This is a genomic window from Rubrivivax sp. JA1026, assembly GCF_011065555.1.
In the GTDB taxonomy this organism is placed as follows: Bacteria; Pseudomonadota; Gammaproteobacteria; order Burkholderiales; family Burkholderiaceae_C; genus Rubrivivax; species Rubrivivax benzoatilyticus.
This window is the reverse complement of sequence record NZ_JAALCQ010000002.1, coordinates 440,157-463,543: the sequence shown is the minus strand read 5'-3', so window position 1 is coordinate 463,543 and position 23,387 is coordinate 440,157. Positions and strand designations below refer to the sequence as shown.

21 protein-coding genes are annotated in these 23,387 nt (G+C 72.2%); 5 read left to right on the top strand and 16 right to left on the bottom strand.

The genetic code is table 11. From position 1 onward, the window contains the following. Nucleotides 1-29: 29 nt before the first annotated feature. The 4 genes from G5B56_RS05815 to G5B56_RS05800 are packed head-to-tail and all read right to left on the bottom strand — an operon-like array spanning nucleotide 30 to nucleotide 2,964. Nucleotides 30-1,136, bottom strand: coding sequence for a nucleotidyltransferase family protein (locus G5B56_RS05815; RefSeq protein ID WP_164962597.1), 1,107 nt, complete (start codon nucleotides 1,134-1,136; stop codon nucleotides 30-32). Then, nucleotides 1,126-2,061, bottom strand: a complete 936-nt coding sequence (locus G5B56_RS05810) for an HprK-related kinase A (RefSeq protein ID WP_164962596.1) — start codon at nucleotides 2,059-2,061, stop codon at nucleotides 1,126-1,128. The genes G5B56_RS05815 and G5B56_RS05810 overlap by 11 nt, the downstream gene beginning before the upstream one ends. Beyond that, on the bottom strand, nucleotides 2,058-2,354 hold the full coding sequence (locus G5B56_RS05805) for an HPr-rel-A system PqqD family peptide chaperone (RefSeq protein ID WP_164962595.1): 297 nt from the start codon (nucleotides 2,352-2,354) through the stop codon (nucleotides 2,058-2,060). Before G5B56_RS05805 ends, G5B56_RS05810 begins: the two co-directional genes overlap by 4 nt. Before the next feature lie 4 nt (nucleotides 2,355-2,358). After that, on the bottom strand, nucleotides 2,359-2,964 hold the full coding sequence (locus tag G5B56_RS05800; protein ID WP_164962594.1) for a hypothetical protein: 606 nt from the start codon (nucleotides 2,962-2,964) through the stop codon (nucleotides 2,359-2,361). A gap of 321 nt (nucleotides 2,965-3,285) precedes the next feature. On the opposite strand from G5B56_RS05800, the gene G5B56_RS05795 reads away from it, so the two are divergent. After that, nucleotides 3,286-4,605 carry a PilZ domain-containing protein gene (locus G5B56_RS05795; protein WP_009857340.1) on the top strand — a complete coding sequence of 440 codons (1,320 nt, stop codon included), beginning with the start codon at nucleotides 3,286-3,288 and terminating at the stop codon, nucleotides 4,603-4,605. A 46-nt stretch (nucleotides 4,606-4,651) separates the two neighbouring features. Then, entirely contained in the window at nucleotides 4,652-5,524 is an 873-nt protein-coding gene (locus G5B56_RS05790) for a S1C family serine protease (protein ID WP_164962593.1), read from the top strand. Here G5B56_RS05790 and G5B56_RS05785 read toward each other — a convergent pair whose 3' ends face one another. From G5B56_RS05785 to G5B56_RS05765, 5 genes are all read right to left on the bottom strand, one after another. Beyond that, nucleotides 5,525-6,532, bottom strand: a complete 1,008-nt coding sequence (locus tag G5B56_RS05785) for an NAD-dependent epimerase (RefSeq protein WP_009857338.1) — start codon at nucleotides 6,530-6,532, stop codon at nucleotides 5,525-5,527. It abuts the gene before it with no gap. Nucleotides 6,533-6,606: 74 nt separating this feature from the next. After that, nucleotides 6,607-7,377 carry a phosphonate ABC transporter, permease protein PhnE gene (gene phnE, locus G5B56_RS05780; protein WP_164962592.1) on the bottom strand — a complete coding sequence of 257 codons (771 nt, stop codon included), beginning with the start codon at nucleotides 7,375-7,377 and terminating at the stop codon, nucleotides 6,607-6,609. Next, on the bottom strand, nucleotides 7,374-8,195 hold the full coding sequence (locus G5B56_RS05775) for an ABC transporter permease (protein WP_164962591.1): 822 nt from the start codon (nucleotides 8,193-8,195) through the stop codon (nucleotides 7,374-7,376). Before G5B56_RS05775 ends, phnE begins: the two co-directional genes overlap by 4 nt. Then, nucleotides 8,189-9,004 carry a phosphonate ABC transporter ATP-binding protein gene (locus G5B56_RS05770; protein ID WP_164962590.1) on the bottom strand — a complete coding sequence of 272 codons (816 nt, stop codon included), beginning with the start codon at nucleotides 9,002-9,004 and terminating at the stop codon, nucleotides 8,189-8,191. Before G5B56_RS05770 ends, G5B56_RS05775 begins: the two co-directional genes overlap by 7 nt. Before the next feature lie 11 nt (nucleotides 9,005-9,015). Further along, nucleotides 9,016-9,876 carry a putative selenate ABC transporter substrate-binding protein gene (locus tag G5B56_RS05765; RefSeq protein WP_164962589.1) on the bottom strand — a complete coding sequence of 287 codons (861 nt, stop codon included), beginning with the start codon at nucleotides 9,874-9,876 and terminating at the stop codon, nucleotides 9,016-9,018. A gap of 119 nt (nucleotides 9,877-9,995) precedes the next feature. Between G5B56_RS05765 and selD the strand changes: the two genes are divergently transcribed. Together selD and G5B56_RS05755 are read left to right on the top strand one after the other, a co-directional pair. Beyond that, on the top strand, nucleotides 9,996-11,063 hold the full coding sequence (gene selD / locus G5B56_RS05760; RefSeq protein ID WP_164962588.1) for a selenide, water dikinase SelD: 1,068 nt from the start codon (nucleotides 9,996-9,998) through the stop codon (nucleotides 11,061-11,063). 175 nt (nucleotides 11,064-11,238) lie between these two features. After that, nucleotides 11,239-12,042, top strand: coding sequence for an alpha/beta fold hydrolase (locus G5B56_RS05755; RefSeq protein WP_164962587.1), 804 nt, complete (start codon nucleotides 11,239-11,241; stop codon nucleotides 12,040-12,042). An 87-nt stretch (nucleotides 12,043-12,129) separates the two neighbouring features. Here G5B56_RS05755 and G5B56_RS05750 read toward each other — a convergent pair whose 3' ends face one another. From G5B56_RS05750 to G5B56_RS05720, 7 genes are all read right to left on the bottom strand, one after another. Next, nucleotides 12,130-13,899: an alpha/beta hydrolase gene (locus G5B56_RS05750; protein WP_164962586.1), complete on the bottom strand. Its 1,770-nt coding sequence runs from the start codon at nucleotides 13,897-13,899 to the stop codon at nucleotides 12,130-12,132. A gap of 16 nt (nucleotides 13,900-13,915) precedes the next feature. Then, complete coding sequence (locus G5B56_RS05745) at nucleotides 13,916-15,097, bottom strand: acetate/propionate family kinase (protein WP_009857330.1); 1,182 nt, start codon at nucleotides 15,095-15,097, stop codon at nucleotides 13,916-13,918. After that, on the bottom strand, nucleotides 15,094-16,500 hold the full coding sequence (locus G5B56_RS05740; RefSeq protein ID WP_164962585.1) for a bifunctional enoyl-CoA hydratase/phosphate acetyltransferase: 1,407 nt from the start codon (nucleotides 16,498-16,500) through the stop codon (nucleotides 15,094-15,096). Before G5B56_RS05740 ends, G5B56_RS05745 begins: the two co-directional genes overlap by 4 nt. A 263-nt stretch (nucleotides 16,501-16,763) precedes the next feature. Continuing rightward, complete coding sequence (locus G5B56_RS05735) at nucleotides 16,764-18,353, bottom strand: methyl-accepting chemotaxis protein (protein ID WP_164962584.1); 1,590 nt, start codon at nucleotides 18,351-18,353, stop codon at nucleotides 16,764-16,766. Between the two features lie 165 nt (nucleotides 18,354-18,518). Continuing rightward, nucleotides 18,519-18,971: an SCP2 domain-containing protein gene (locus tag G5B56_RS05730; protein ID WP_164962583.1), complete on the bottom strand. Its 453-nt coding sequence runs from the start codon at nucleotides 18,969-18,971 to the stop codon at nucleotides 18,519-18,521. After that, nucleotides 18,968-19,897 (bottom strand): U32 family peptidase, encoded by a 930-nt coding sequence (locus tag G5B56_RS05725; protein WP_029718573.1) that lies wholly within the window; start codon nucleotides 19,895-19,897, stop codon nucleotides 18,968-18,970. The genes G5B56_RS05730 and G5B56_RS05725 overlap by 4 nt, the downstream gene beginning before the upstream one ends. Nucleotides 19,898-19,911: 14 nt before the next feature. Beyond that, nucleotides 19,912-20,931 (bottom strand): peptidase U32 family protein, encoded by a 1,020-nt coding sequence (locus G5B56_RS05720; RefSeq protein WP_009857325.1) that lies wholly within the window; start codon nucleotides 20,929-20,931, stop codon nucleotides 19,912-19,914. 277 nt (nucleotides 20,932-21,208) lie between these two features. Here G5B56_RS05720 and G5B56_RS05715 point away from each other — a divergent pair, with 277 nt between their 5' ends. After that, nucleotides 21,209-23,236: a ribonucleoside triphosphate reductase gene (locus G5B56_RS05715; protein ID WP_164962582.1), complete on the top strand. Its 2,028-nt coding sequence runs from the start codon at nucleotides 21,209-21,211 to the stop codon at nucleotides 23,234-23,236. Nucleotides 23,237-23,387 lie beyond the last annotated feature (151 nt).

Here is a 23,387-nt window from a genome sequence, read left to right as displayed (position 1 = left end):
GACCGGGCCGCGCCGTCGGGCCTGCCGGGTCAGGCCTGCTGGCGCTGCGCGGCCTCCTGCTCGCGGCGCTCGGCGCCGCTGAACCGGCGCCAGGCCTTGCGCGCGAGGTGGCGGGCGAGCAGCGGCAGCGGCATGCGCAGCCAGTGCGAACGCAGGTACAGCGCCAGCCGCGCCGGCGGCGCCCCCGGCGTCTCGCAGTTCGGGTGCTGCGGCTGCAGCGCCCGCGCGTAACAGGCGTCGAGCAGCGCCGGCAGCGGCCACGGCGGCGCCGCGCGCTGCAGTTCACGCTGGACCTCCGGCGGCACCGGCGTGCCGAGCGCACGCGCGCTGTGGCGCAGCGCATAGTGCAGCGAGCGCCGCAGCCCCAGCCGGCCGGCGCGTTCGACGACGCGGTCCCAGTAGGCGGCCTCGCCGCCGAAGTGGCGCACCAGCGCGTCCAGGTCGAACAGGTCGCGCAGCCCGTGGGCGAACTCGCCTTCGTGGAACAGGTGGGTCGCGCTGTGCAGCAGCAGGTCGGCCGGCGCCAGTGTCGACAGGCCGGGCCAGGCGGCCAGCGGGCGCAGGTCCTCGAACAGCGCCGGCGTGTCCAGCGCGGTGCGCGAGGTCAGCGGCAGCAGCGTGTGGTGCACGTCGAGCGCCGTCTCGCGGCTGCGGTGGCGCATCGGCGGCAACTCGTGCATCCAGCGGCGGTAGTACTGCTCGTCGTAGGCCGACAGGCCTTCGACGATCCAGCCGTGGATCAGCAGCGCGCTCTCGACGTCGGCCAGCGCCGCACGCGGCACGAGGATGTCGAGGTCGCCGTACAGCCGCGAGCGCGCCAGCGGCAGGTCCAGCGCCAGGTAGGCGCCGCCCTTGAGCACGACGCAGTGCGGCGTGACCCCGGCCAGGGCCTCGGCAATGCAGGCCAGCTCCCAGCGCATGCGCTGGCGCTGGGCGTCGGCGATCTGGCGCGCGGCCGCCAGATGGGCCTGAGCCGGCGGCGGCGCCTGGACGTCGGCCTCGGCCAGCGCGTCGTGCAGCCGGGCGATCAGGTTGGCGCGGCGCGCCTGGCGCACCAGCAGGTCCCAGCCGGCCGGCGCCAGCGCGGCAGCGCGTGCCGGCTCCCGCAGCACACGCACGAGCAGGCTAGGTGCCATGCGCGTCTCCCGGCGGCCGGCCGGCGGCCAGCGCCTCGAAGGCCGGCTCGAGCTCGTCGAGCGTGCCGTAGCGGAAGCTCAGGCAGTCGACGGCGCCGACCAGCGTGGTCAGCGTGTCGAAACCCCGCCGCCCGAGCACGTGGTAGTTGAAGGACTGCTCGGCCAGCAGCAGCGCCGCCTGCGCGCGGTCGAGCCGCTCGAAGCCGGCGCGGGCTCCGGCCTGCCAGCGCGGCAGCACCACCCAGGCCGGCCGTGCCGGCTCGGCGCGGCGGCGCACGGCCTCGGCCGGCGGGCGCATCAGCGCCACCGTGCCCTTCAGCGTGTCCGGCACCGGCGGCGACATCACGGCCTCGGGCACGAAACCGGTGACCAGGTCGATCGAGGCGTTCTTCAGGTTGACGGCACGCGCCATGCCGTGCACCAGGCCGGTGGCCGGGTCCAGCAGCGCGAGCTCGTCGGACAGCAGGCGCCAGCCGCGATGGGCCAGCACCGCGGTCAGCGTGCTCTTGCCCGAGCCCGGCGGCGCCGGCAGCACGAGCGCGCGGCCGTCGCGCTCGAGCACCGCGGCATGGCAGACCAGGAACTGGTGGGCGTGCGAGGCCACGCACCAGTTGAGGCCCCATTCGAGCATCGTCGGCGCCTGGCGCCGGGGCAGGCTGACGAAGGCCGGCAGCCCGTCGTAGAGGAAACGCGCGCGCCAGCGGCCGAACGGCAGCCAGCGCGGCTCGGCGCGGATCTCGAGATGGAAGTCGGCGAAGCCGTCCTCGGCGGCGAGCGGGAAGTCGGCGTAGAGCAGCGCCACGGCGTCGGCCAGCGCCGGCAGCTCGGAACGCACGCAGGCGCTGAAGGGGTGCAGGTCCAGCCGCAGGCCGGCGCCGCGGAGCCGCGCGCGCAGCGCCGCACGATCGAGGTCGGAGATCTTCAAGAGTCCAGGCGCGCGACGAGGCCCCGTGTCCGCAGCTGTTCGAGTTCGGTGCCGATGGCGCCGGCCATGTCGGCGGGCAGCTCGGTGCCCAGCTCCGCGGCGAGTGCTGCGGCCAGCGCCGGCTCGGACTGCGCGCCGTGCTCGTGCAGCATCGCCATCAACTCCAGCGCCAGCGCGCCGAGCGTGAAGGTGTCGCCGCTGCGTTCGTCGAAGGCGATCGCGCAGGCCGAGTCGTCCCAGGACCGGACGTGGATCGCCGCCTCGTGCGTGAGGGACCAGGTCGCCGCGGTCACGCCATCAGATCGGGCGCGAGACGTTGTTGTTCTTCACGTAGTCGAGGATCTCGGCACGGCCCCAGTACTTGCCCGAGGGCAGCGTGTAGCTGCCGGAGGCCATCTGGTTGACGTCCAGCAGCGGCACGCAGCGCGTCGGGTCGATGTCCACGCCCTTGCCCTGCAGCAGCCGCTGGTTCAGGCAGGCCACGACCATGTGGCGCGGGAAATCGTCAAGCCCCGCGCAGTTGTTGATCTTGTTGAGCAAATCGAACAGCAGCACATCCTTGGTGTGAAGACCGCTCGGCCGGGGCACGTCAAAGTGGCTGACCAGCACGGTTCTCTTCCAGCCGTCGAAGTTGCTGCCGAACTTCTTGCTGTCGAGACTCCCACACAGCTTGTCCCACGGCCGGCCGATGCCGACCTGCTCGAGATTGCGGCACCACTGGTCCAGCGACCAGGCCTGGATCTTGGTGCCGTTGGCGATCGCGCGCGCCGAGACGCTGGCCGACGGGTTGACCATCACCGAGCCCCAGGCCGAGGTCGACAGGCAGCTGAAGGTCGTGGCGTGCACCGGGCGGCCGACCAGCAGCAGCGAGGCCGGCGCGGCACCGCCGGCGACCCTCAGCAAGCGCCGGCGACGCGGGGAGAAGCCGCCAGACGGAGTGCCCTCGGCGTGATCCGGTTCTTGGGGTTCGATGGGTCGTTCGGTGTCGTTCATCACGGCTCCCTCGGATTCGGCGCAGGCGACAAGCTCTGGAGCGGGTCCGGTGCACGCAGTGTAGACCGCGACCCGGCGCCGACACACCTTGCAACGGGCCCTTGAATCGGTGGTCGGCACCCCGTGGATGAAGCCGTCCGTGTACTGGTTCTCACCGGTCCGCCAGGCACTCAATTGCGACAAGGTGTTGCAGATCCTCAACCTGCCGCGCCGCACGCCGTAACCTGAGCCATGAGCACCCTGCGAAAGAACGTCCACGCCGGTCTGCGTTCCGCGATGGGGATGCTGCCCGACTCCGCCCGGCACGCGATCTTCCGCCGCATGGTCGACTGCGAGCCGGCCCCGGACGGCCGGCTGGAGATCCGCATCGTCGACAGCCGCCAGGATCTCGAGGCCTGCTTCCGGCTGCTGCACGACGCCTACGTCGCCAGCGGCTTCATGAAGCCGCACCCGTCGGGCCTGCGCGTCACGCCATACCACGCGCTGCCGACGACGACGACGATCGCCGCGTTCTGGGACGGCGAGGTCGTCGGCACGCTGTCGATGATCCGCGAAGGCGTTTTCGGCTTCCCGCTGCAGTCGGTGTTCGACCTGACCGCGGTGCGCGCCCAGCCGGGGCGCATCGCCGAGATCTCGGCGCTGGCGGTGCACCCGAAGTTCCGCTCCACCGGCGGCAGGATCCTGTTCCCGCTGATGAAGTTCATGCACGACTACTGCGTGCACTACTTCGACACCCGGCACCTGGTCATTGCCGTCAACCCGGCGAAGATCGAGCTCTACGAGTCGCTGCTGTTTTTCCGCCGCCTGCAGGCCTCCGAGGTCGACCACTACGACTTCGCCAACGGCGCGCCGGCGGTCGGCGCGACGCTGGACCTGCACGAGGCCCCGACGCTGCTGAAGGAAGGCTACGACGGCCGCCCGCCGCGCAAGGACCTGTACCGCTACTTCATCACCTCGCGCCTGCCCAACGCCAAGCTGCCCGAGCGCCGCTACTTCACGACCAACGACCCGGTGATGACGCCGGCGCTGCTGGACTACTTCTTCACCCAGCGCACCGACTGCTTCGCCCAGCTCGACACGCGCCGGCTGGGGCTGCTGCACAGCATCTACGACAGCCCCGAGTACGCCGCGGTGCTGCCGCCGCTGCCTTACGGCCACCAGGCCGGTGGCGCCGCGCTGCGCCGCCACCCGCGCTACTCGCTGAAGTGCCCGGCGGTGCTGACGCTGGAAGACCGCCCGCAGGCGCTGGAGGTGGTGGAGCTGTCGCAGCAGGGCTTCCAGGCCCACGGCGCGAACGACCTGCCGCTGGGCGCACGCGGCTGGGCCAAGGTGCAGCTCGGCGAAGGCGTCGAATCCACGGTGCTGACCGAGGTCGTGCGGCGCGTGCCGACGGCCACCGGCCACTACCACGGCTTCCGCGTCGAGGCGCCGGACCCGGCCTGGATGCGCTGCGTGCGCCTGCTGGAGACCGGCACGACGCACGCCGACCTCGCGCCCGACCCGGCAGAGCCGGCGGCCCGGCCGCAGCCCGACGGCCGCCGGGCAGCCTGAGCGGGGGGCCGGACGCACCACCTGCGGGTGCTATGCTGGCCCTACCGTGCGCGCCCCGTTCCCGACGCTGATCCCCGCCCCCACCTCCCCGATCGATGCCCGTCGCGGCGCCGGCCACGGCACCGGCCCCCGGCGCCGCGCCTGGCTGGCGGCTTCGCTGCTGTCGCTGACCTTGCCGGCCTGGGCCGGCCTGCCCGACGTCATCGCCGCGGCCAAGCCCGGGGTCGTCGCCGTCGGCACCTTCAACCCGCTGGACAACCCGCGCTTCTCGTTCCGCGGCAGCGGCTTCGCCGTGCTCGACGGCAGCTACGTCATCACCAACCAGCACGTGCTGCCGCCGGCCAACGAGGTCGAGCAGCTGTCGCGGCTGTCGGTGCTGGTGGCGCGCAACGGCAAGGTGTCGGAAGCCCGCTCGGCGCGCCTGGCCGGCTCCGACCGCTCGCACGACCTGGTGCTGCTGAAGATCGAGGGCCCGTCGCTGCCGCCGCTGCCGCTGGCCGACGCCGACGCTGCGCGCGAAGGCATGTCGATCGCGCTGATGGGCTTCCCGATCGCCGGCGCGCTGGGCTACTCGCCGGTGACGCACCGCGGCATCGTCTCGGCGGTGACCTCGATCGCGCTGCCGGCGGCGAACTCGCGCCAGCTCGACCCGCGGGCGCTGCAGAAGCTGCGCGAGGGCAGCTTCGACATCTTCCAGCTCGACGCCACCGCCTACCCCGGCAACAGCGGCGGCCCGGTGCTGGACGCCGAGACCGGCGAGGTCGTCGCCGTCGTCAACATGGTGCTGGTGCGCGGCACGCGCGAGAACGCGATCCAGTACCCCTCGGGCATCAGCTACGCGATCCCCGTGCGCCACGTGCACGAACTGCTGCAGCAGGCCGCTCCGCCGGAGCCGACGGCCACGGCGCTGCCGCGCTGATCAGACGCGGTAGTAGCCGCGGTACCAGTCGACGAAGCGGCCGATGCCGGTGCGCAGGTCGGTGGCCGGCGCGAAACCGGTCCAGGCACTCAGCGCGTCGACGTCGGCGTAGGTCGCCGGCACGTCGCCGTCCTGCATCGGCAGCAGGTTCTTCTGTGCCTCGCGGCCGAGCGCGGCCTCGACGTGGCCGATGAACTCCATCAGCTCCACCGGCGCGTGGTTGCCGATGTTGAAGACGCGGTAGGGCACGTTGCTGGTGCCGGCGTCGGGCGCCTCGGGACGGTAGGCCGGGTCGGGCTCGGCCGTGCGGTCGAGCACCCGGATCACGCCTTCGACGATGTCGTCCACGTAGGTGAAGTCGCGCTTCATGCGGCCGTGGTTGAAGACGTCGATCGGCCGGCCTTCGAGGATCGCCTTGGTGAACAGGAACAGCGCCATGTCCGGCCGGCCCCAGGGGCCGTAGACGGTGAAGAAGCGCAGCCCCGTCGTCGGCAGGCCGTAGAGATGGCTGTAGGTGTGGGCCATCAGCTCGTTGGCCTTCTTCGTCGCGGCGTACAGGCTGACCGGGTGGTCGACGCTGTCGTGCTCGGCGAACGGCATCTTCGTGTTGCCGCCGTAGACGCTGGAGCTGGAGGCGTAGACGAGGTGCTGCACCCGCGCGTGGCGGCAGCCCTCGAGGATGTTGATGAAGCCGACGAGGTTGCTGTCGACGTAGGCGTGCGGGTTCTGCAGCGAGTAGCGCACGCCGGCCTGCGCGGCGAGGTGGATGACGCGGTCGAAACGTTCGGCGGCGAACAGCGCGTCCATGCCGGCGCGGTCGGCGACGTCGAGCTTGACGAAGCGGAAGCCCGGGTGCGGCTCGAGCCGCGCCAGGCGGTCGAGCTTGAGCCGGACGTCGTAGTAGTCGTTGAGGTTGTCGAGACCGACCACCTCGTCGCCGCGCGCGAGCAGCCGCAGCGCCGTCGTCATGCCGATGAAACCGGCGGCACCGGTGAGCAGGATCTTCATGTCGGCGACGATTCTGGCACGCGGCCCCGCCCGCCCTGCCCCCGTGCTCGCGGGCGCGGCGCGTGCAGTTCTGCTCAGCGCATCAGCATTCGTCGGGCGAAGACGCTGGCCGCGTCGACCGCCAGCACCAGCACGATCATCGCCAGCAGCACCGTCGCCGTGCGCCCCATCTGGAACAGCCCGAGGTGGAAGGCCAGCATCTGCCCCAGCCCGCCGGCGCCGACGACGCCCAGCACCGCGGCGGCGCGGATGTTGTTCTCCCAGCGGTACAGCGTGTAGCTGACGAGCTGCGGCAGCACCTGCGGCAGCGTCGCCCAGGCGGCGACGCGCCAGCCCTCGACACCCTGCGCGCGCAGCGCCTCGGCCGGGCCGGGCGGCGCGTTCTCGATCGCCTCGCCGAACAGCCGGCCGAGCACGCCGGTGGTGTGCAGCGCCAGCGCCAGCGTGCCGGTCATCGGCCCCAGGCCGGCGGCCACCAGCAGCAGCGCCGCCCAGACGAGTTCGGGCACCGCACGCAGCGCGTTCATCAGCCAGCGCGCCAGCCAGCGGCCGCGGCGCGGCAAGGCCAGCGCCAGCCCGCCGACGGCCGCCAGCGCCGTGCCCAGCAGCGACATCGCCAGCGTCTCGCCGGCGCCGCGCACGACCTTGGCGACGAACACCGGGTCGTGTGCCGGCGGGAAGAACTCGGCGACGAAACGTGCCATCGAGGTCATGGCCGCGGCCGAGAAGAAGGCACGCCACTGCAGGTCCAGCGAGACGAAGCTGGCGACGACCAGCGCCGCCAGCGCGGCCAGCAGCACGCGCGTGCGGACGTCGGTGCGCGGCGGCGGGCGGCGCGGGCTCATCCGAGCACCTTGCGGATCGTCGCGCTGGCGCGGTCGGCCAGTGCGACCAGCGCGACGAAGACGATCAGCATCGTCGCCACCTCGGCACCGGCGAACATCTTCAGCGAACCGTCGAGCTCCTGGCCCAGGCCGCCGGCGCCGACGAAACCGAGCACCACCGACGAGCGGATCGCGCACTCCCAGCGGTAGACGGTGTACGAGGCCAGCTCGTGCGCGTTCTGCGGCAGCAGCCCCCAGAAGAAGGCCTGCAGCCGGCCCGCGCCCTGGCGCAGCAGCGCCTGCGCCGGCGCCGGCTCGCCGCTGTCGAGGATCTCGGCGTAGACCTTGCCGAGCATGCCGCCGTAGGTCAGCGCGATCGCCAGCACGCCCGCCGTCGGCCCCAGGCCGACGACGCGCACGAAGACCAGCGCCCAGACCAGCTCGGGCACGCTGCGCAGCACGACGAGCACGGCGCGCACCGCCTGGCGCAGCACCAGCGGCACGGCGGCCATCGGCCCGGCCAGCGCCGACAGCGACAGCACACGCGCCGTCAGCAGCGCGCCCGGCACCGCGATCAGCAGCGCCAGCGTGATGCCGGCGGTGGCGATGGCCACCGTGCGCCAGGTCGCTTTCGCGACGAGCTCGAGGAACTCCGGCGAGAGCGCCGGCGGGAAGAAGGCGGCGAGAAAACGCCCGCTGACGGCCAGCGTGTCGGGCTCGAACAGCCGCAGCGGCCGGAACTCGGTGGCCACGACCAGCGGCCACAGCAGCACCAGCACGGCGCCGGTCCAGAAGACCCGCCCGGCCCAGGCCGGGTCGCGGCGCGCCGGGTTCAGCATCGGCCGGCGACCAGCGCGCGTTCGGCCGGCAGGTCCTCGATCACCGGCGCGAGGTCCTCGCGCGCCGCGTACAAGGCCTGCAGCCGCGCCGGCGTGACCTCGGCGGCCGGCAGGTCGAAGGCCAGGCGGCCGTCGCGCAGGCCGATCACGCGCGGGAACGCGGCCAGCGCCGCGTCGACCTGGTGCAGCGAGGCGACCAGCGTCACGCCACGCGCCGCGGCCTCGTCGCGCAAGGCGGCCAGCGCCTGGGCGGCACGCGCCGGGTCCAGCGCCGACAGCGGCTCGTCGACCAGCCACAGCGACGCCGGCGACAGCAGCGCGCGCGCCAGGCCGACACGCTGGCGCTCGCCGCCGGACAGGCGGTCCACACGCTCGAAGAGCTTGTCGGCGAGGTCGAAACGCGCGAGCGCCGCTTCGGCCGCGCCGATGTCCTGCGCGTGCAGCAGCGCCGCCAGGCTCTGCCAGAAGCCCATCGCCGGCAGCCGGCCGGCCGTCACCGCGGTGACGACCCGCTGGCGCGGCGGCAGCGGCGGCGTCTGCGGCGCCAGGAACAGCCGGCCGCGCAGCCGCTGCAGCGCCGCGCGCGGCAGCGTCCACGGGTCGGTGCCGTCCAGCACGACCTGCCCGGCCGAGGGCCTCAGCGCCGCGGCGATGAGCTGCAGCAGCGTCGTCTTGCCGGCGCCCGACGGGCCGATGACGGCCACCGCCTCGCCGGGCGCGACGTCCAGCGTCAGGCCGTCGATGGCCGCCGGCGCGTCGGCCCGTGCCGCCGGGTGGCGGCCGACGGCGGCGGCCAGCGCGATGCGCATCGCGGCCGCGCTCAGATCAGGCCGGCAGCGCGGGCCGCGGCCTCGATGCCCTTGTAGTTGTCCGGGCTGGTCGGCACGAAACGCGTCGCGCGCTGCAGCTCCAGCACCTCGCGGCCTTCGGCGCTGTCGCGCGACAGCGCCAGGAACGCGGCCTTGAGCTTCTCGCGCAGCGCCGCCGGCATCTGGGCGTGCACGGTCCAGTTGTAGTCGTAATAGGTGGGCGTCGTGTAGAAGACGCGCACGCGCTGCGTGTCGACCTTGCCCTCGGCGACGAGCTTGTCCCAGACCGAGATGTTCAGCGCGCCGGCGGCCACCTTGCCGGCGGCGACCGCGGCCACCGTGGCGTCGTGCGCGCCGCTGTAGGCGACGCGGCGGAAGTCGCGGTCGGGCTCCAGCCCGGCGGCCATCAGGAAGCTGCGCGGCATCAGGTGGCCCGAGGTCGAGCTCTGCGAGCCGAAGCTGAAGTCGCGGCCCTTGATGTCGGCCAGCGAGCGCACGGCCGGGTCGGCGGTGACGAAGACCGAGCGGAACTTCTGGTCCTCCTCGCGCTGCACCAGCGGGATCACCTGGCCGCCGGAGCGGATGCTGGCCTGCACGAAGGTGAAGCCGCCGAACCAGGCGAGGTCGATCTTGCGCGTGACCAGGGTCTCGACGGCGGCGGCGTAGTCGGTCACCGGCGTGTACTCGACCTTCATCGCGAGCTTGGACTCGAGGTACTTGACCAGCGGCGCGGCCTTGCGCGCCAGCTCGGTCGGCGACTCGTCGGGGATCGCGGTGACACGCAGCACCTGCTGCGCCTGGGCGCCGACGGCGGCGAAGGCGGCGGTGAAGGCGGCGACGCGCAGCGCGCGGGACATCAGGCGGTGGAACATCGGTTCTCCCTGGGGCGAAATGGGGCGCGATTATGGAGTTTGGGCAGCGGCCCGCGCAGGCGCTCGGCTTCCCCGGCAGGACTATGCTCGCGGCCGATCCATCTTTGCGAAAGCCGCCGATGACCACCGCCCCCGCCCCTGCAGAGCCCCGTCTGACCTCGCTGTCGCACGGCGGCGGCTGCGGCTGCAAGATCGCCCCGGGCGTGCTGACCGAGATCCTGCGCGGCGCGTCGGCGATGCCGGTGCCGCCCGAACTGCTGGTCGGCATCGAGACCAGCGACGACGCCGCGGTCTACCAGCTCAACGACGAGCAGGCGCTGGTCGCGACGACCGACTTCTTCATGCCGATCGTCGACGACCCGTTCGACTTCGGCCGCATCGCCGCGACCAACGCGCTGTCCGACGTCTACGCGATGGGTGGCAAGCCGATCCTGGCGCTGGCGCTGGTCGGCATGCCGATCGCGGTGCTGTCCACCGAGACCATCGGCCGCGTGCTCGAAGGCGGCGCCTCGGTCTGCCGGGCCGCCGGCATCCCGATCGCCGGCGGCCATTCGATCGACTCGGTCGAGGCGATCTACGGCTTGGTGGCTCTGGGCCTGGTGCACCCGCAGCGGGTGCGCCGCAACGCCGGCGCGAAACCCGGCGACCTGCTGGTGCTGGGCAAGCCGCTGGGTGTCGGCGTGATGTCGGCGGCGCTGAAGAAGGGTGCGCTCGGCGCCGAGGGCTACGACCGCATGATCGCGACGACGACGAAGCTCAACACGCCGGGGCCCGACCTCGCGGCGCTGGACGCGGTGCATGCGCTGACCGACGTCACCGGCTTCGCGCTCGCCGGCCACGCGCTGGAGATGGCGCGCGGCTCGGGCCACGACGTCGAGCTCGACTGGGCCGCGGTGCCGCTGCTGCCCGGCGTGCGGGCGCTGGCCGGCCAGGGTTTCGTCACCGGCGCGTCGGGCCGCAACTGGGCCAGCTACGGCGCTGAAGTCGAACTGCCCGAGGGCTTCGCCGCCGAAGACCGCGCGCTACTGACCGACCCGCAGACCAGCGGCGGCCTGCTCGCCGCCTGCGCGCCCGAGGCGCTGGACGCGGTGCTGGCGGTCTTCCGCGAACACGGTTTCGGCGACGCCGCGGTCGTCGGCCGTGTCGTGCCGGCAGCCGGCGAAGCGCCGCGTCTGCGCGTGCGCTGAGGGCAAAAAAACGGGGCCGCGAGGGCCCCGTAACTCGATCTTCCTGACCACCCGACGTCCGGAACCGTCAGGCAGCGGAATCATTCTGGGCCGGGTGCGCCGTCGATGCCAAAAGCCGGCGCCAAGGCCCCGGACGCGAAAGGTCCAAGCCGGCCCACGGCGTTAAGGTCGCGCGATGCGTGAGGGAACCTCGTTCAGCGAGCTGCCGTTCGACGGCCGCCGCGTGCGCATCGAGTGGCGCGAGATCGGCCGCGACGCGCCGCCGGGCACGCCGTGCATGGTCTTCCTGCACGAGGGCCTGGGTTCGGCGGCGGCCTGGCGCGACTTCCCCGACCGGCTCTGCGCCGCGCTCGGCTGGCGCGGGCTGGTCTATTCGCGCCCCGGCTACGGCCGCTCGACGCCGCGCGCGGCCGACGAACACTGGGACGCGAGTTATCTGCACCGCCAGGCGCAGGATCTGCTGCCGGCGCTGCTCGCCGAGCGTGGCCTCGACGCCGCGCGCGAGCCGCTCTGGCTCTTCGGCCACAGCGACGGCGCGACGATCGCGCTGCTGCACGCCGCGGCCTTCCCCGGCGTCGCCGCCGGCGCGGTGATCGTCGCGCCGCACCTGTGGGTCGAGGACCTCACGCTGGCCGGCCTGCGCGCCGCCCGCCGGGCCTACGTCGAAGGCGATCTGCGCACCCGGCTGGCGCGCTGGCACGACGACCCCGACTCGGCCTTCTGGGGCTGGAACGGCGTCTGGCTGGACGAACGTTTCCACGGCTGGTCCATCGTCGACGAGGTCGCGGCGATCCGCTGCCCGCTGCTCGCGGTGCAGGGCGAACGCGACGACTACGGCACGCTGGAGCAGATCCGCAGCGTCGCGCGGCAGGTGCCGGGCACGGTGCTGCTGGAGCTGGAGGACTGCGGCCACGTGCCGCACCGCGAGCGGCCGCGCGAGCTGATCGCCGCCGTGGCGCGCTTCGTCAAACCGGATTGAGACCGGATCGAGGCCAGCCCTCGCGCGTGAAATCGCGCTCAGGCCTTCGTCCGGCACGGGACGCCTTCCGGCGTCCCATGTCCGGGCTCAGTCACGCCAGCACTGGTGCACGTAAGTGCCCGGCGCGGCGCAGACGACGTCGGCCTTGGCCGGCGTGCGCGCCTTGGCGGTCTCGCCGCTGCCCTGGGCCAGCAGCCAGTCGTGCCAGGCGGTCCACCACGAACCTTCGTGGCGCGGCGCCTGCTCGGCCCAGGCCTCGGGGTCGACCCAGGCGCCGTCGACCTCGCGCGTGGCCATGCGGTAGCGCCGGTTGGCGTGGCCGGGCTCGCTGACGATGCCGGCGTTGTGGCCGCCGCTGGTCAGCACGAAGGTGATCGTGGTGTCGGCCAGGCGGTGGATCTTGTAGACCGACTTCCACGGCGAGACGTGGTCCTTCTCGGTGCCGACGACGAACATCGGCGCCGCAATGTCCGACAGCGACACCGCCCGGCCTTCGACCGGGAAACGCCCTTCGGCGATCTCGTTGCGCAGGTAGCAGCGGCGCAGGTACTCGCTGTGCATCGCCGCCGGCATGCGCGTCAGGTCGGCGTTCCAGGCCATCAGGTCGTTCGGGCTGTCGGGCTCGCCGAGCCAGAACTCGCGCAGCCGCCGCGACCAGACCTGGTCGCGTGAATGCAGGTAGGCGAAGGAGCCGGCCATCTGCGCGCCGGTGAGGAAACCGCGCTCGGCCATCATGTCCTCGAGCAGCGTGACCTGCGACTCGTCGATCAGCACGCCCATCTCGCCGGGTTCGGTGAAGTCGGTCTCGGCGGCCAGCAGCGAGACGCTGGCGAGTTCCGGCAGCAGTTCGGCGCGAGCGATGCGCCCCGGCCGCGCCAGCGCCGCGGCGGCCAGCGACAGCAGCGTGCCGCCCAGGCAGTAGCCGCAGGCGTGCACACGCCGGCCGGGGATCATGCGGGCGATCTGCGCCAGCGGGTCGAAGATGCCGAGTTCCAGGTAGTCCTGCATCGCCAGCAGCGCGTCCGACTCGTCGGGGTTGCGCCAGCTGAGGATGAACACCGTGTGGCCCTGCTCGACCAGCCACTTGACGAACGAGTTGTGCGGCGACAGGTCGAGGATGTAGTACTTCATGATCCACGACGGCACGATGAACACCGGCTCGGCCTGGACCGAGGCGGTCAGCGGCAGGTACTGGATCAGCTCGACGAGGTGGTTGCGCCAGACCACCTGGCCCGGCGTCACGGCGACGTCGACACCGGGCTCGTAACGCCGCTCGGGCGTGCGCAGCGGCTCCAGGCCGTGCTGGCGGCGCCAGCCGTCCAGCGCGTGCAGCGTGCCGTCGACGAGGTTGGCGCCGCCGCGTTCGGCGGTGCGCTGCAGCACCTCGGGGTTGGCCAGGCCGGCATTCGACGGCGCCAGCATGTCCAGCCACTGGCGGGCGAAGAAACGCACGACCTCGCGGTGGTGCGGGTCGACGCCGCGCAGGTCGGTCGCGTCCTGCCACCAGCGTTCGGCGGCGTGCCAGCCGTGCACCACCGGCGCCCAGGGCCACTGCCTCCACGCCGGGGCGGCAAAACGGGCGTCGCCGTTGCCGGGCTCGGCCTGGCCCAGCATCTCGCCCCAGGCCTGCAGCCAGGACTGCTGGGCGCGGGCGACCAGCGCCAGCGCGGTGGCTGGCTGCGTCGCCAGGTGCAGCGCCCAGTCCTGCCAGGCCAGCGCCAGCGAGATCGGCGACAGCCCCGAGAAGGCCGGCGCGACGGCGGCGTGGAAGTGGCTGTCGAGGCGGCGTGCGGCGGCCAGCGCCGGGTCCAGCGCCGGATCGGCGAGCACGGCGGCGGCGACGTTCGGGTTGTGCATGCGGACTCCTTGAAACTCAGCCGCCGTCCAGGTGGCGGAACGCGGCATCGGCGGCGACCCGGCCTTCGTCGGTCGGCACGACCCAGACCTCGACGGCGCTGCCGGCGGCGTGCAGCGGCACCGGCCGGTCGGGCGGCGCCGCGCGGTTGGCGGCGGCGTCGAGCACCAGGCCGGTGAAGCCCAGCGCGGCGGCGACGTCTTCGCGCAGCCGCGCGTCGTGTTCGCCGATGCCGCCGGTGAAGGCCAGTACGTCCAGCCCGCCGAGCACGGCGACGATGGCGCCGGCCTCGCGCAGCAGGCGGTGGGTGAAGAGTGCGATCGCCTCGGCCGCCGCCGGCTCGGCACTGGCGCGCAGCGTGCGCATGTCGGCCGACAGCCCGGAGACGCCGAGCAGGCCCGACTGCTTGTAGAGCAGGCGCTCGACCTGCTCCAGCGTCCAGCCGTCGCGCCACAGGTGGAGCAGCACGCCGGGGTCCAACGCGCCGCTGCGGGTGCCCATCATCAGCCCGTCCAGCGCCGACAGGCCCATCGACGAGGCGACCGAACGCCCGCCGACGGCGCCGCAGAGGCTGGCGCCGTTGCCCAGGTGGGCCATCAGCAGCCGGCCGCCGGCACGCGCCGAGACGCCGGCCAGCGTGCCGCTGACCGACTCGTAGGACAGGCCGTGAAAGCCGTAGCGCCGCAGGCCTCGCGACTCGAAGTCACGCGGCAGCGGCAGCCGGCGTTCGACCTCGGGCATCGTCGCGTGGAAGGCGGTGTCGAAACACGCCACCTGTGGCAGCGCCGGCAGCGCGCGGTGGATCGCCGCGACGCCGGCCAGATTGTGCGGCTGGTGCAGCGGCGCCAGCGGCTCCAGCGTGTGCAGATACGCCAGCAGTTCGGCGTCGAGCACGCAGGGCGCGACGCAGCGCGAGCCGCCGTGCACGACGCGGTGCGCCACCGCCGCGAGCCGCCGCCCGCGTGCCGCCAGCAAGGCCAGCAGCGCGTCCAGCGCGGCGGCAAAACCGTCCTGCCCGGGCGCCTGCACCAGGCGGCGCGCGTCTTCGCCGGCAAGGTGCCAGCTCGGCTCGCCGCCGGGCTCCAGACCTTCGAACAAGCCAGTCCACAAGGCCGGCCCCTGGCGCTCGTAGACGCCGAACTTCAGCGACGAGGACCCCGCGTTGAGCGCCAGCACCGCGTCGCGCGGTGCGGCGTTCATCGTGCCTTCCCGGCCGCGATGGCGCGCGCGACGACGCCGGCCAGCGCCGCCGAGGCCATGCGCGAGATCGCCGCGTCGGCGCGGCTGGTCAGCGCGATCGGCACGCGTGCGCCGAGCACGACGCCGCAACTCGCCGCGCCGGCCAGGTACTCGAGCTGCTTGGCGAGCATGTTGCCGGCCTCCAGATCGGGCACGACGAGGATGTCGGCGTTGCCGGCCACCGGCGACTCGATGTGCTTGATGCGCGCGGCCTCGACCGAGATCGCGTTGTCGAAGGCCAGCGGGCCGTCGAGCAAGGCGCCGGCGATCTGGCCGCGGTCGGCCATCTTGCACAGCGCCGCGGCGTCCAGCGTCGAGGCCAGGCGCGGCGTCACCGTCTCCACCGCCGACAGCAGCGCCACGCGCGGCTGGTGCATGCCCAGCGCATGCGCCAGCTCGACGGCGTTGCGCACGATGTCGGCCTTCTCGGCCAGCGAGGGCGCGATGTTGATCGCCGCGTCGGTGACCAGCAGCGGCTTCGGATAGGCCGGCACCTCGAAGCGGTAGACGTGCGACATGCGCCGCCCGGTGCGCAGCGAGTTCTCGTCGAGCACGGCCTTGATCAGCTCGTCGGTGTGCAGGCTGCCCTTCATCAGCATCTGCGCCTCGCCACGCGCGGCCAGCGCCGCGGCGGCCACCGCGGCGGCGTGGCTGTGCGGCACGTCGACGATCTCGATGCCGTCCAGCGACACCTGCATCTGCTCGGCCAGCGTGCGGATGCGCAGCGCCGGGCCGACGAACACCGGCTCGATCAGCCCGTGCGCACGTGCGTCGAGCGCGCCGTGCAGCGAGCCTTCGTCGCAGGGGTGCACGACGACGCAGCGCACCGGCGGGTGGCCGCTCAGCGTCTGCACCCAGGCTTCGAGCCGCGCCTCGGGGTCGAACAGGTGCATCGTCGGCATCGCGGCGCGCGGGCGCACGATCTTCTGCGTCGGCGCGCGCACCAGCGCGCGGCCGGTGACGACCTGGTCGCCGTGCTGGTTGAGCACGATGCAGTCGAGCGTGACGTTGCGCGTCGCGTCGTCCTTCTCGGCCACCGTGACACCCACCGTCAGCGTGTCGCCGACGCGCACCGGGCGGTGGAAACGCAGGCTCTGCTCGAGGTAGATCGTGCCCGGGCCGGGAAACTCGGTGCCGAGCAGGCTGGAGATCAGCGCGCCGGCCCACATGCCGTGCGCGATGACGCCCTTGAAACGTGTGCCCTCGGCGTACTCGGCGTCGACGTGCGCCGGGTTGACGTCGCCGGAGACCAGCGCGAAGGCGTTGATGTCGTCCTTGGACAGCGTGCGCATCATCTGCGCGCGCTGGCCCGGACGCAGCTCGTCGTAGGTCAGGTTCTCGATCAGGCCTTCTTGTGCGCCCATGTCCCGCTCCCGTCTGGTGCCGACGATGCGGACGTCCGGGAGGCGGGGTCCGCGCGAGCCGCCTGGCCTGCGCCGCGCGGCAGCGCCCCCCCGCTCGGACGCGACGGGGCTGCCGGAACGATTCTGAACGTCCGCGGCGTGCACGTGTGGGGCGCCACGCCTAGCACCGTGCACGGCGGGGGCACAGCGCTGTCATGTTGCAGTGCACATGACACACATCAAGAGCGCCATCGCCGTGGCGCCACGCGGTCACGCGGTCGCGCTCAGGCGGCTTCGGCGCGCGCGGCGGTGGCCTCGAGGCGGAAGACGCTGACCAGCGCGCTCATGCGTTCGGCCTGCTGGCGCAGGCTCTCGGCCGCCGCGGCGCTCTGCTCGACGAGCGCGGCGTTCTGCTGGGTCGCCTGGTCCAGGTCGCTGACCGCGGAGCCGACCGACGCGATGCCCGCCGTCTGCTCGGCCGTCGCGTGGCCGATCTCGGCCATCAGGTCGGCCACGCGCTTCACCTGCACCACGATCTCGTCCATCGTCCGGCCCGCGTCGCCGACCAGGCGGGAGCCGGCCTCGACCTTCTCGACCGAACCGCCGATCAGCGACTTGATCTCGCGCGCGGCCTCGGCCGAGCGCTGGGCCAGCGAACGCACCTCGCCAGCGACGACGGCGAAGCCGCGGCCCTGCTCGCCGGCGCGGGCGGCCTCGACCGCGGCGTTGAGCGCCAGGATGTTGGTCTGGAAGGCGATGCCGTCGATGACGCCGATGATGTCGGCGACGCGGCGCGAGCCGTCGGTGATGTCCTGCATCGTCGCGACGACGGCGCCGACGACCTCGCCGCCACGGCGCGCGACGACGCTCGCGTCGCTGGCGAGCTGCGTCGCCTGCTGCGCGGTGTCGGCGTTGTGGCGCACCGAGGCGCTCATCTGCTCCATCGACGCCGCCGTCTGCTGCAGGTTGGAAGCCTGGGTCTCGGTGCGCTGCGACAGGTCGGCGTTGCCGGCGGCGATCTGGGCCGAGCCGGTGGCGATCGAGTCGGACGCGCCGCGGACCTGGGCCACGATCCTCGCCAGGCTCTGCTGCATCGCGCCGAGCGAGGCGAGCACGCTGCCCTCGGGGGCCTGCGTGGCACCCGGCACCGGCCCGAGATCGCCGGCGGCCACGCGCGAGGCGACTGCACCGAGCTCGGCGGGTTCGGCCCCCAGAGCACGGGTCAGCACCCGCGTGATCAGCAGCGCCAGCGCTGCGGCCATCGCCAGCGCGACGACGCCGACGCCGATCATCAGCAGGCGCTGCGCCGCGAAGTCGGCGGCGGTCTGCTCGACATGGAGGGCCGCCTGTTCGTTCAGGTGGGCGATGTAGGCCCCGACATCGGCGATCAGTTGCACCAGCAGCGGCCGGCACTCGGTGTTCATCTTGGCGATCGCCTCGGCCTGGCGGCCGGCGGACGCCTGCTCGGTGATCTCCAGCGCCACCGGGCCGTAACGCGCCTCGACGGCCTTCAGCGCGTCGAACAGCCGGCGCTCCTCCGGATCAACGCCCGGGTCGGTGGCGATCGCGCGCTCGAGCGCGTCGAGATTGCGGTGCACTTTCTCGTGCGCGGCCAGGATCTGCGCCTTCTCCCGATCGCGCGCGGCCGGGTCGTCCAGCAGCACCAGGTTGCGTGCGCCGATCGCCCGCGCATTGGTGCCATCGATCAGGTCGTTGGCCAGCCGCAGCCGGCTGCCGTCGACACCGATGGTCTCGGAGAACACGCGGTAGATGCCGGCCTGGCCGTGCAGCGCGAAGGCCCCGACGACCAGAACAAGAGCCGCCATCAGGCCGAAACCGGCCAGCAGCCGGGCTTTCACGGTGAGGTTCTGCATCATTTCTCGTTCTGACCGGTGATGTCGGCATCAATGCCGGCGCCCGGGTGTCGAGATGATGCGCGCTCGTGCCGCGCTCAAGCCTGAGGATGCAGCAAAAATGGCGCACATCCGTGCGCCATTGAGCGTTTTTACTATTTTTGACAGTTCGGAGTTGACCCGAACTCAGAACCGGAACAGCGGCCCCAGCGCGTCGAGCGTGTTCTTCAGCACCAGGCCCATCTCGGTGTCGCCTTCCATCACGAGGGCGCGCTCGAAGAACAGGCGGTCGGCGTCGTCCTCGCCGCGCAGCAGGCGCAGGTAGTCGGGCAACGCGGCGGCGATGCGCAGCGCGACCGGCTGGCTCTGCGACGCGAGCACGAAGCCGCGTTCGGCGAGCTGCAGCTTCATCGCCAGGCCGAGGTCGGTGACCGCGACCTCGACGCTGCGCCCCGACAGCGCCGCCTTGGCGTCGGCCGGCAGGCGCGGCAGCAGCAGCTTGTTCATCGCCAGCGCCAGCACCAGGCTGGGCGGCTGCATCGGCAGGCGCTGCACGATGGGCTTGACCTTGGCGGCCGCCAGCGCGTGCAGCTCGGCCAGCGAACGCGGCGCAACGAAGGCTTGGGACTTGGTGCTCATGCGGCTTTCCATTCCATGCCGGCGCGACCTTGCGCGTACCCGTTGGCCAGACCGCCCGGCAGTGCGATGGCCTCGAGCTCACGGCGCGCGGCCGCGGCCGGCGCCCCCTGGTTCATCACCTGCTCGAAGCAGGCGACGACGGTGCTGAAGTGCTGCGAGCACGGCGACAGGCGCAGGCGGCGCACGCCGTGGGCGACGATCTGCTCACGCTGCTCGATCAGGCAGTGCTGCGCCGCACCCTGGGTCTGGATGCCGTTGAGCACCAGGAAGGGCTTGCCGTCGCTGGTCGACAGCAGCAGGCCGTCGGGATAGTCCTGGCAGCGGAACTCGCACTGGTCCTTGCTCAGCCGGTGGTGGCGCGCGGTGAAGCAGCGCGCCGAGAACGCCAGCGGCGTGCGGCCGAAGGCGAAGGCCTCGGTCTCGACCGGCGTCTGGCCGGCCTTCACCGGGTCGGCGGCCGGGTTCACGCGGCCCATCGCGTCCAGCGGCAGCTCGGTCGGCGCCGTCCAGCGCACGGCGCCGAAACGTGCGTGCTCCTCGAGTGCGGCACGGCTGTAGACGTTGACGTGCGGGCCGATCGCGAACGGCACGCCGGCGGGCTCCAGCACCGCCAGCGCCGAGGCGTCACCGGCCTCGACGAGGTAGTCGCGCTGCTCGGCGATGCGGCGCACGACACGCAGGTCGGACTCGGACTCGATCAGGCCCTGCGTCGCCAGCACGACCTCCTTGCCGGCGGCGCGCAGGTCGGCGGCCAGGTCCAGCCAGTCGTCGAGCTTGAACTCGTAGCGGCGCGAGCAGACGACCTCGCCGAGCACGACGGCGTCGGCGGCCGATTCGGCGACACCGGCGTAGAAATCCATCAGCGCCTGGCGCGTCCAGTAGGTCAGCACCGGGCCGACGGTCAGCTTAATGCGTTCGGAACTCATCGTCTCGTCCGGTCTCAGCGCCACGGGCGGTCCAGCGCGCCGAGCGTGTGCTGCTGGCCTTCGGCGAGGTGGCCCAGCGTGGCGGTCCAGGCCGGCTGCACGCTGAAGCGGTCGGGCGAGGCCTTGGCCGCGTCGATCGCCTGGCGCCAGACCTTGGTCACCTGCTCGGTGTAGGCGGGGCTGCGCTGACGGCCTTCGATCTTCAGCGCCTTGACGCCCATCTTCATCAGCTCGGGCAGGATGGCCAGCGTGTTCAGGCTGGTCGGCTCCTCGATCGCGTAGTCGCGCTTGCCTTCGACGACGAAGCGGCCCTTGCAGATCGTCGGATAGCCGCGAGGCTCGTCGGGCGCGTAGTGGTCGATCAGCATGCCGCCCAGGCGCGACTCGACGCCGGTGGGCGTGTCGGTCCAGCGCACGGCGGAAGGCGGCGAGCAGACGCCGACGTTGTTCGGCGACTGGCCGGTGGCGTACGACGACAGCGTGCAGCGGCCTTCGACCATCACGCACAGGCTGCCGAAGGCGAAGCACTCGATCTCGACCGTCGTGTTGCGCAGCACGTGCTGCACCTGCTGCAGCGTCAGCACGCGCGGCAGCACCGCGCGCTGGATGTTGTAGTGGCGCTGGTAGAAGTTGATCGCCTCGTAGCTCGTCGCCGAGGCCTGCACCGACAGGTGCAGACGCAGCTCGGGGTGCGTGCGCGTGGCGTAGGCCATCACCGCGGTGTCGGCGCAGATCAGCGCGTCGGCGCCGAAGTCGACGGCGGTGTCGACCGCGCGGTACCAGGGCGTCACGTCCGCCGACTGGGCGAAGGTGTTCAGCGCCATCAGGACCTTGCGGCCGCGCTTGTGCGCGTAGGCGATGCCCTCGCGCACCTGGGCGTCGTCGAAGTTCAGGCCGGCGAAGTTCCGGGCGTTGGTGGCGTTCTTCAGGCCCAGGTAGACCGTGTCGGCGCCGGCGTCGACGGCCAACTGGAGGGCCCGCAGAGAGCCCGCGGGGCAGACCAGTTCGGGCGCCGCGAAGGGGGGCTGTTGCATGGCGGGCGGAGTCTAGGCGCGGGTGCGGCCAGCGGCTTGCGGGACGTCAAGACAGCTGCGAACCGGGCCTCCACCGACCGGTCGACGCGACCTGCGCACCACACCGCCGTCAGGGTCTCCGGAGGCCCGAGGCGCCGCCAAGCGCGCCACCGCCGCCGGCGCAAGCCCTTCGCGCGACGAGCTTGCACTGCGTCAAGACCGCCCGAGTTCCGCACCAGTAGACGCTATCTATTGGGTATCGTTCGCCGCCTACACACCATAGATAGTGTCAACGCGCATGACAGACGCCGCCCTGCCCCCCTCTGCCGACACCCAGGCCGCCCCGCTGGCGGTCATCAAGCGTGAAGGCCGCACCGTCGCCTTCGACCCCGCCAAGATCGCCGACGCGCTGGCGCGTGCCGGCGCCGCCACCGGCGAATACGACGCCGCGCGCGCCGCCGAGCTGACGCAGCAGGTCACCGAACGCCTGCGCCGCCGTGTCACCGGCGTCGAGCAGATCCAGGACGAGGTCGAGCGTGTGCTGCAGGAGGCCGGCCACTTCGACACCGCGCGCGCCTACATCGTCTACCGCGAGCAGCGTCGCGCGCTGCGCCAGGACCGCAGCGTCGCCGTCGACGTCGAGCGTTCGGTCAACGAGTACCTGGCGCGCCAGGACTGGCGCGTCAACGCCAACGCCAACCAGGGTTACTCGCTGGGCGGGCTGATCCTCAACGTCTCGGGCAAGGTCGTCGCCAACTACTGGCTGAATCACGTCTACCCGCCGGAAGTGGGCATCGCCCACCGCGAGGCCGACCTGCACATCCACGACCTGGACATGCTCTCGGGCTACTGCGCCGGCTGGTCGCTGCGCACGCTGCTGCACGAAGGCCTGAACGGCGTGCCGGGCAAGGTCGAGGCCGGCCCGCCCAAGCACCTGTCCAGCGCCGTCGGCCAGATCGTCAACTTCCTGGGCACGCTGCAGAACGAGTGGGCCGGCGCCCAGGCCTTCAGCTCCTTCGACACCTATCTCGCGCCCTTCATCCGCAAGGACGGGCTGACGTACGACCAGGTGCGCCAGAGCCTGCAGGAGCTGATCTACAACCTGAACGTGCCGTCGCGCTGGGGCACGCAGACGCCGTTCACCAACCTGACCTTCGACTGGACCTGCCCCGAGGACCTGCGCGAGCAGGTGCCGGTGATCGGCGGCCGGGAGATGCCGTTCGCCTACGGCGATCTGCAGGCCGAGATGGACATGATCAACCGCGCCTACATCGACGTGATGATGGAAGGCGACGCCAAGGGCCGCTCGTTCACCTTCCCGATCCCGACCTACAACATCACCAGCGACTTCGACTGGGAGCACCCGAACACGCTGCCGCTGTTCGAGATGACGGCGAAGTACGGCCTGCCGTACTTCCAGAACTTCCTGAACTCGGACCTGCAGCCGAACATGGTGCGCTCGATGTGCTGCCGGCTGCAGCTGGACCTGCGCGAGCTTCTGAAGCGCGGCAACGGCCTGTTCGGCTCGGCCGAACAGACCGGCTCGCTGGGCGTGGTGACGATCAACTGCGCCCGCCTGGGCTACCTGCACGCCGGCGACGAAGCCGGCCTGCTGGCGCGCACCGACCGCCTGATCGACATCGCGCGCACCAGCCTGGAGATCAAGCGCAAGGTCATCCAGGGCCACATCGACAGCGGCCTGTTCCCGTACACCAAGCGCTACCTCGGCACGCTGCGCAACCACTTCTCGACGATCGGCGTGAACGGGATCAACGAGATGATCCGCAACTTCACGGCCGACCGCCACGACATCACCTCGCCCGAAGGCCACGCGATGGCGGTGCGATACCTGGACCACATCCGCGCGCGCATCGTCGAGCTGCAGGAGGAGACCGGCCACCTCTACAACCTGGAGGCGACGCCGGCCGAAGGCACGACCTACCGCTTCGCGAAGGAAGACCGCAAGCGCCTGCCCGGCATCCTGCAGGCCGGCACGGCCGAGCGCCCGTACTACACGAACTCCTCGCAGCTGCCGGTCGGCTTCACGACCGACCCCTTCGAGGCGCTGGAGCGCCAGGAGGAGCTGCAGCGCAAGTACACCGGCGGCACCGTGCTGCATCTGTATCTGGGCGAACGCGTGTCGTCGGCGCGCGCCTGCCGTGACCTGGTGCGGCGTTCGCTCGAACGCTACCGGCTGCCCTACATCACGGTGACGCCGACCTTCTCGATCTGCCCGAAACACGGCTACCTCGCCGGCGAGCACGCGTTCTGCCCGAAGTGCGACGAAGAAGCCCTGGCACGCAAGGCGCGCGCCGCGACGGCGTGAGGCAGACGACACGACGGACGGGGTCAGACGGACGGGGTCAGGTCTTGCGAGACCTGACCCCAGCCCCCCCCAGCCCCGCAGTCCCACCGAAAGACGGGGTCAGGTCCCTCAGGACCTGACCCCAGCTCCCCCCCAGCTCCCCCCGAAGGAA

Bases quoted from the DNA above. Each gene is read 5' to 3' on its own strand.
- G5B56_RS05815 (WP_164962597.1), bottom strand. From the start codon at position 1,136: ATGGCACCTAGCCTGCTCGTGCGTGTGCTGCGGGAGCCGGCACGCGCT.
- G5B56_RS05795 (WP_009857340.1), top strand. From the start codon at position 3,286: ATGAGCACCCTGCGAAAGAACGTCCACGCCGGTCTGCGTTCCGCGATG.
- G5B56_RS05785 (WP_009857338.1), bottom strand. From the start codon at position 6,532: ATGAAGATCCTGCTCACCGGTGCCGCCGGTTTCATCGGCATGACGACG.
- phnE (WP_164962592.1), bottom strand. From the start codon at position 7,377: ATGAGCCCGCGCCGCCCGCCGCCGCGCACCGACGTCCGCACGCGCGTG.
- G5B56_RS05775 (WP_164962591.1), bottom strand. From the start codon at position 8,195: ATGCTGAACCCGGCGCGCCGCGACCCGGCCTGGGCCGGGCGGGTCTTC.
- G5B56_RS05770 (WP_164962590.1), bottom strand. From the start codon at position 9,004: ATGCGCATCGCGCTGGCCGCCGCCGTCGGCCGCCACCCGGCGGCACGG.
- G5B56_RS05765 (WP_164962589.1), bottom strand. From the start codon at position 9,876: ATGTTCCACCGCCTGATGTCCCGCGCGCTGCGCGTCGCCGCCTTCACC.
- selD (WP_164962588.1), top strand. From the start codon at position 9,996: ATGACCACCGCCCCCGCCCCTGCAGAGCCCCGTCTGACCTCGCTGTCG.
- G5B56_RS05755 (WP_164962587.1), top strand. From the start codon at position 11,239: ATGCGTGAGGGAACCTCGTTCAGCGAGCTGCCGTTCGACGGCCGCCGC.
- G5B56_RS05750 (WP_164962586.1), bottom strand. From the start codon at position 13,899: ATGCACAACCCGAACGTCGCCGCCGCCGTGCTCGCCGATCCGGCGCTG.
- G5B56_RS05745 (WP_009857330.1), bottom strand. From the start codon at position 15,097: ATGAACGCCGCACCGCGCGACGCGGTGCTGGCGCTCAACGCGGGGTCC.
- G5B56_RS05740 (WP_164962585.1), bottom strand. From the start codon at position 16,500: ATGGGCGCACAAGAAGGCCTGATCGAGAACCTGACCTACGACGAGCTG.
- G5B56_RS05735 (WP_164962584.1), bottom strand. From the start codon at position 18,353: ATGCAGAACCTCACCGTGAAAGCCCGGCTGCTGGCCGGTTTCGGCCTG.
- G5B56_RS05730 (WP_164962583.1), bottom strand. From the start codon at position 18,971: ATGAGCACCAAGTCCCAAGCCTTCGTTGCGCCGCGTTCGCTGGCCGAG.
- G5B56_RS05725 (WP_029718573.1), bottom strand. From the start codon at position 19,897: ATGAGTTCCGAACGCATTAAGCTGACCGTCGGCCCGGTGCTGACCTAC.
- G5B56_RS05720 (WP_009857325.1), bottom strand. From the start codon at position 20,931: ATGCAACAGCCCCCCTTCGCGGCGCCCGAACTGGTCTGCCCCGCGGGC.
- G5B56_RS05715 (WP_164962582.1), top strand. From the start codon at position 21,209: ATGACAGACGCCGCCCTGCCCCCCTCTGCCGACACCCAGGCCGCCCCG.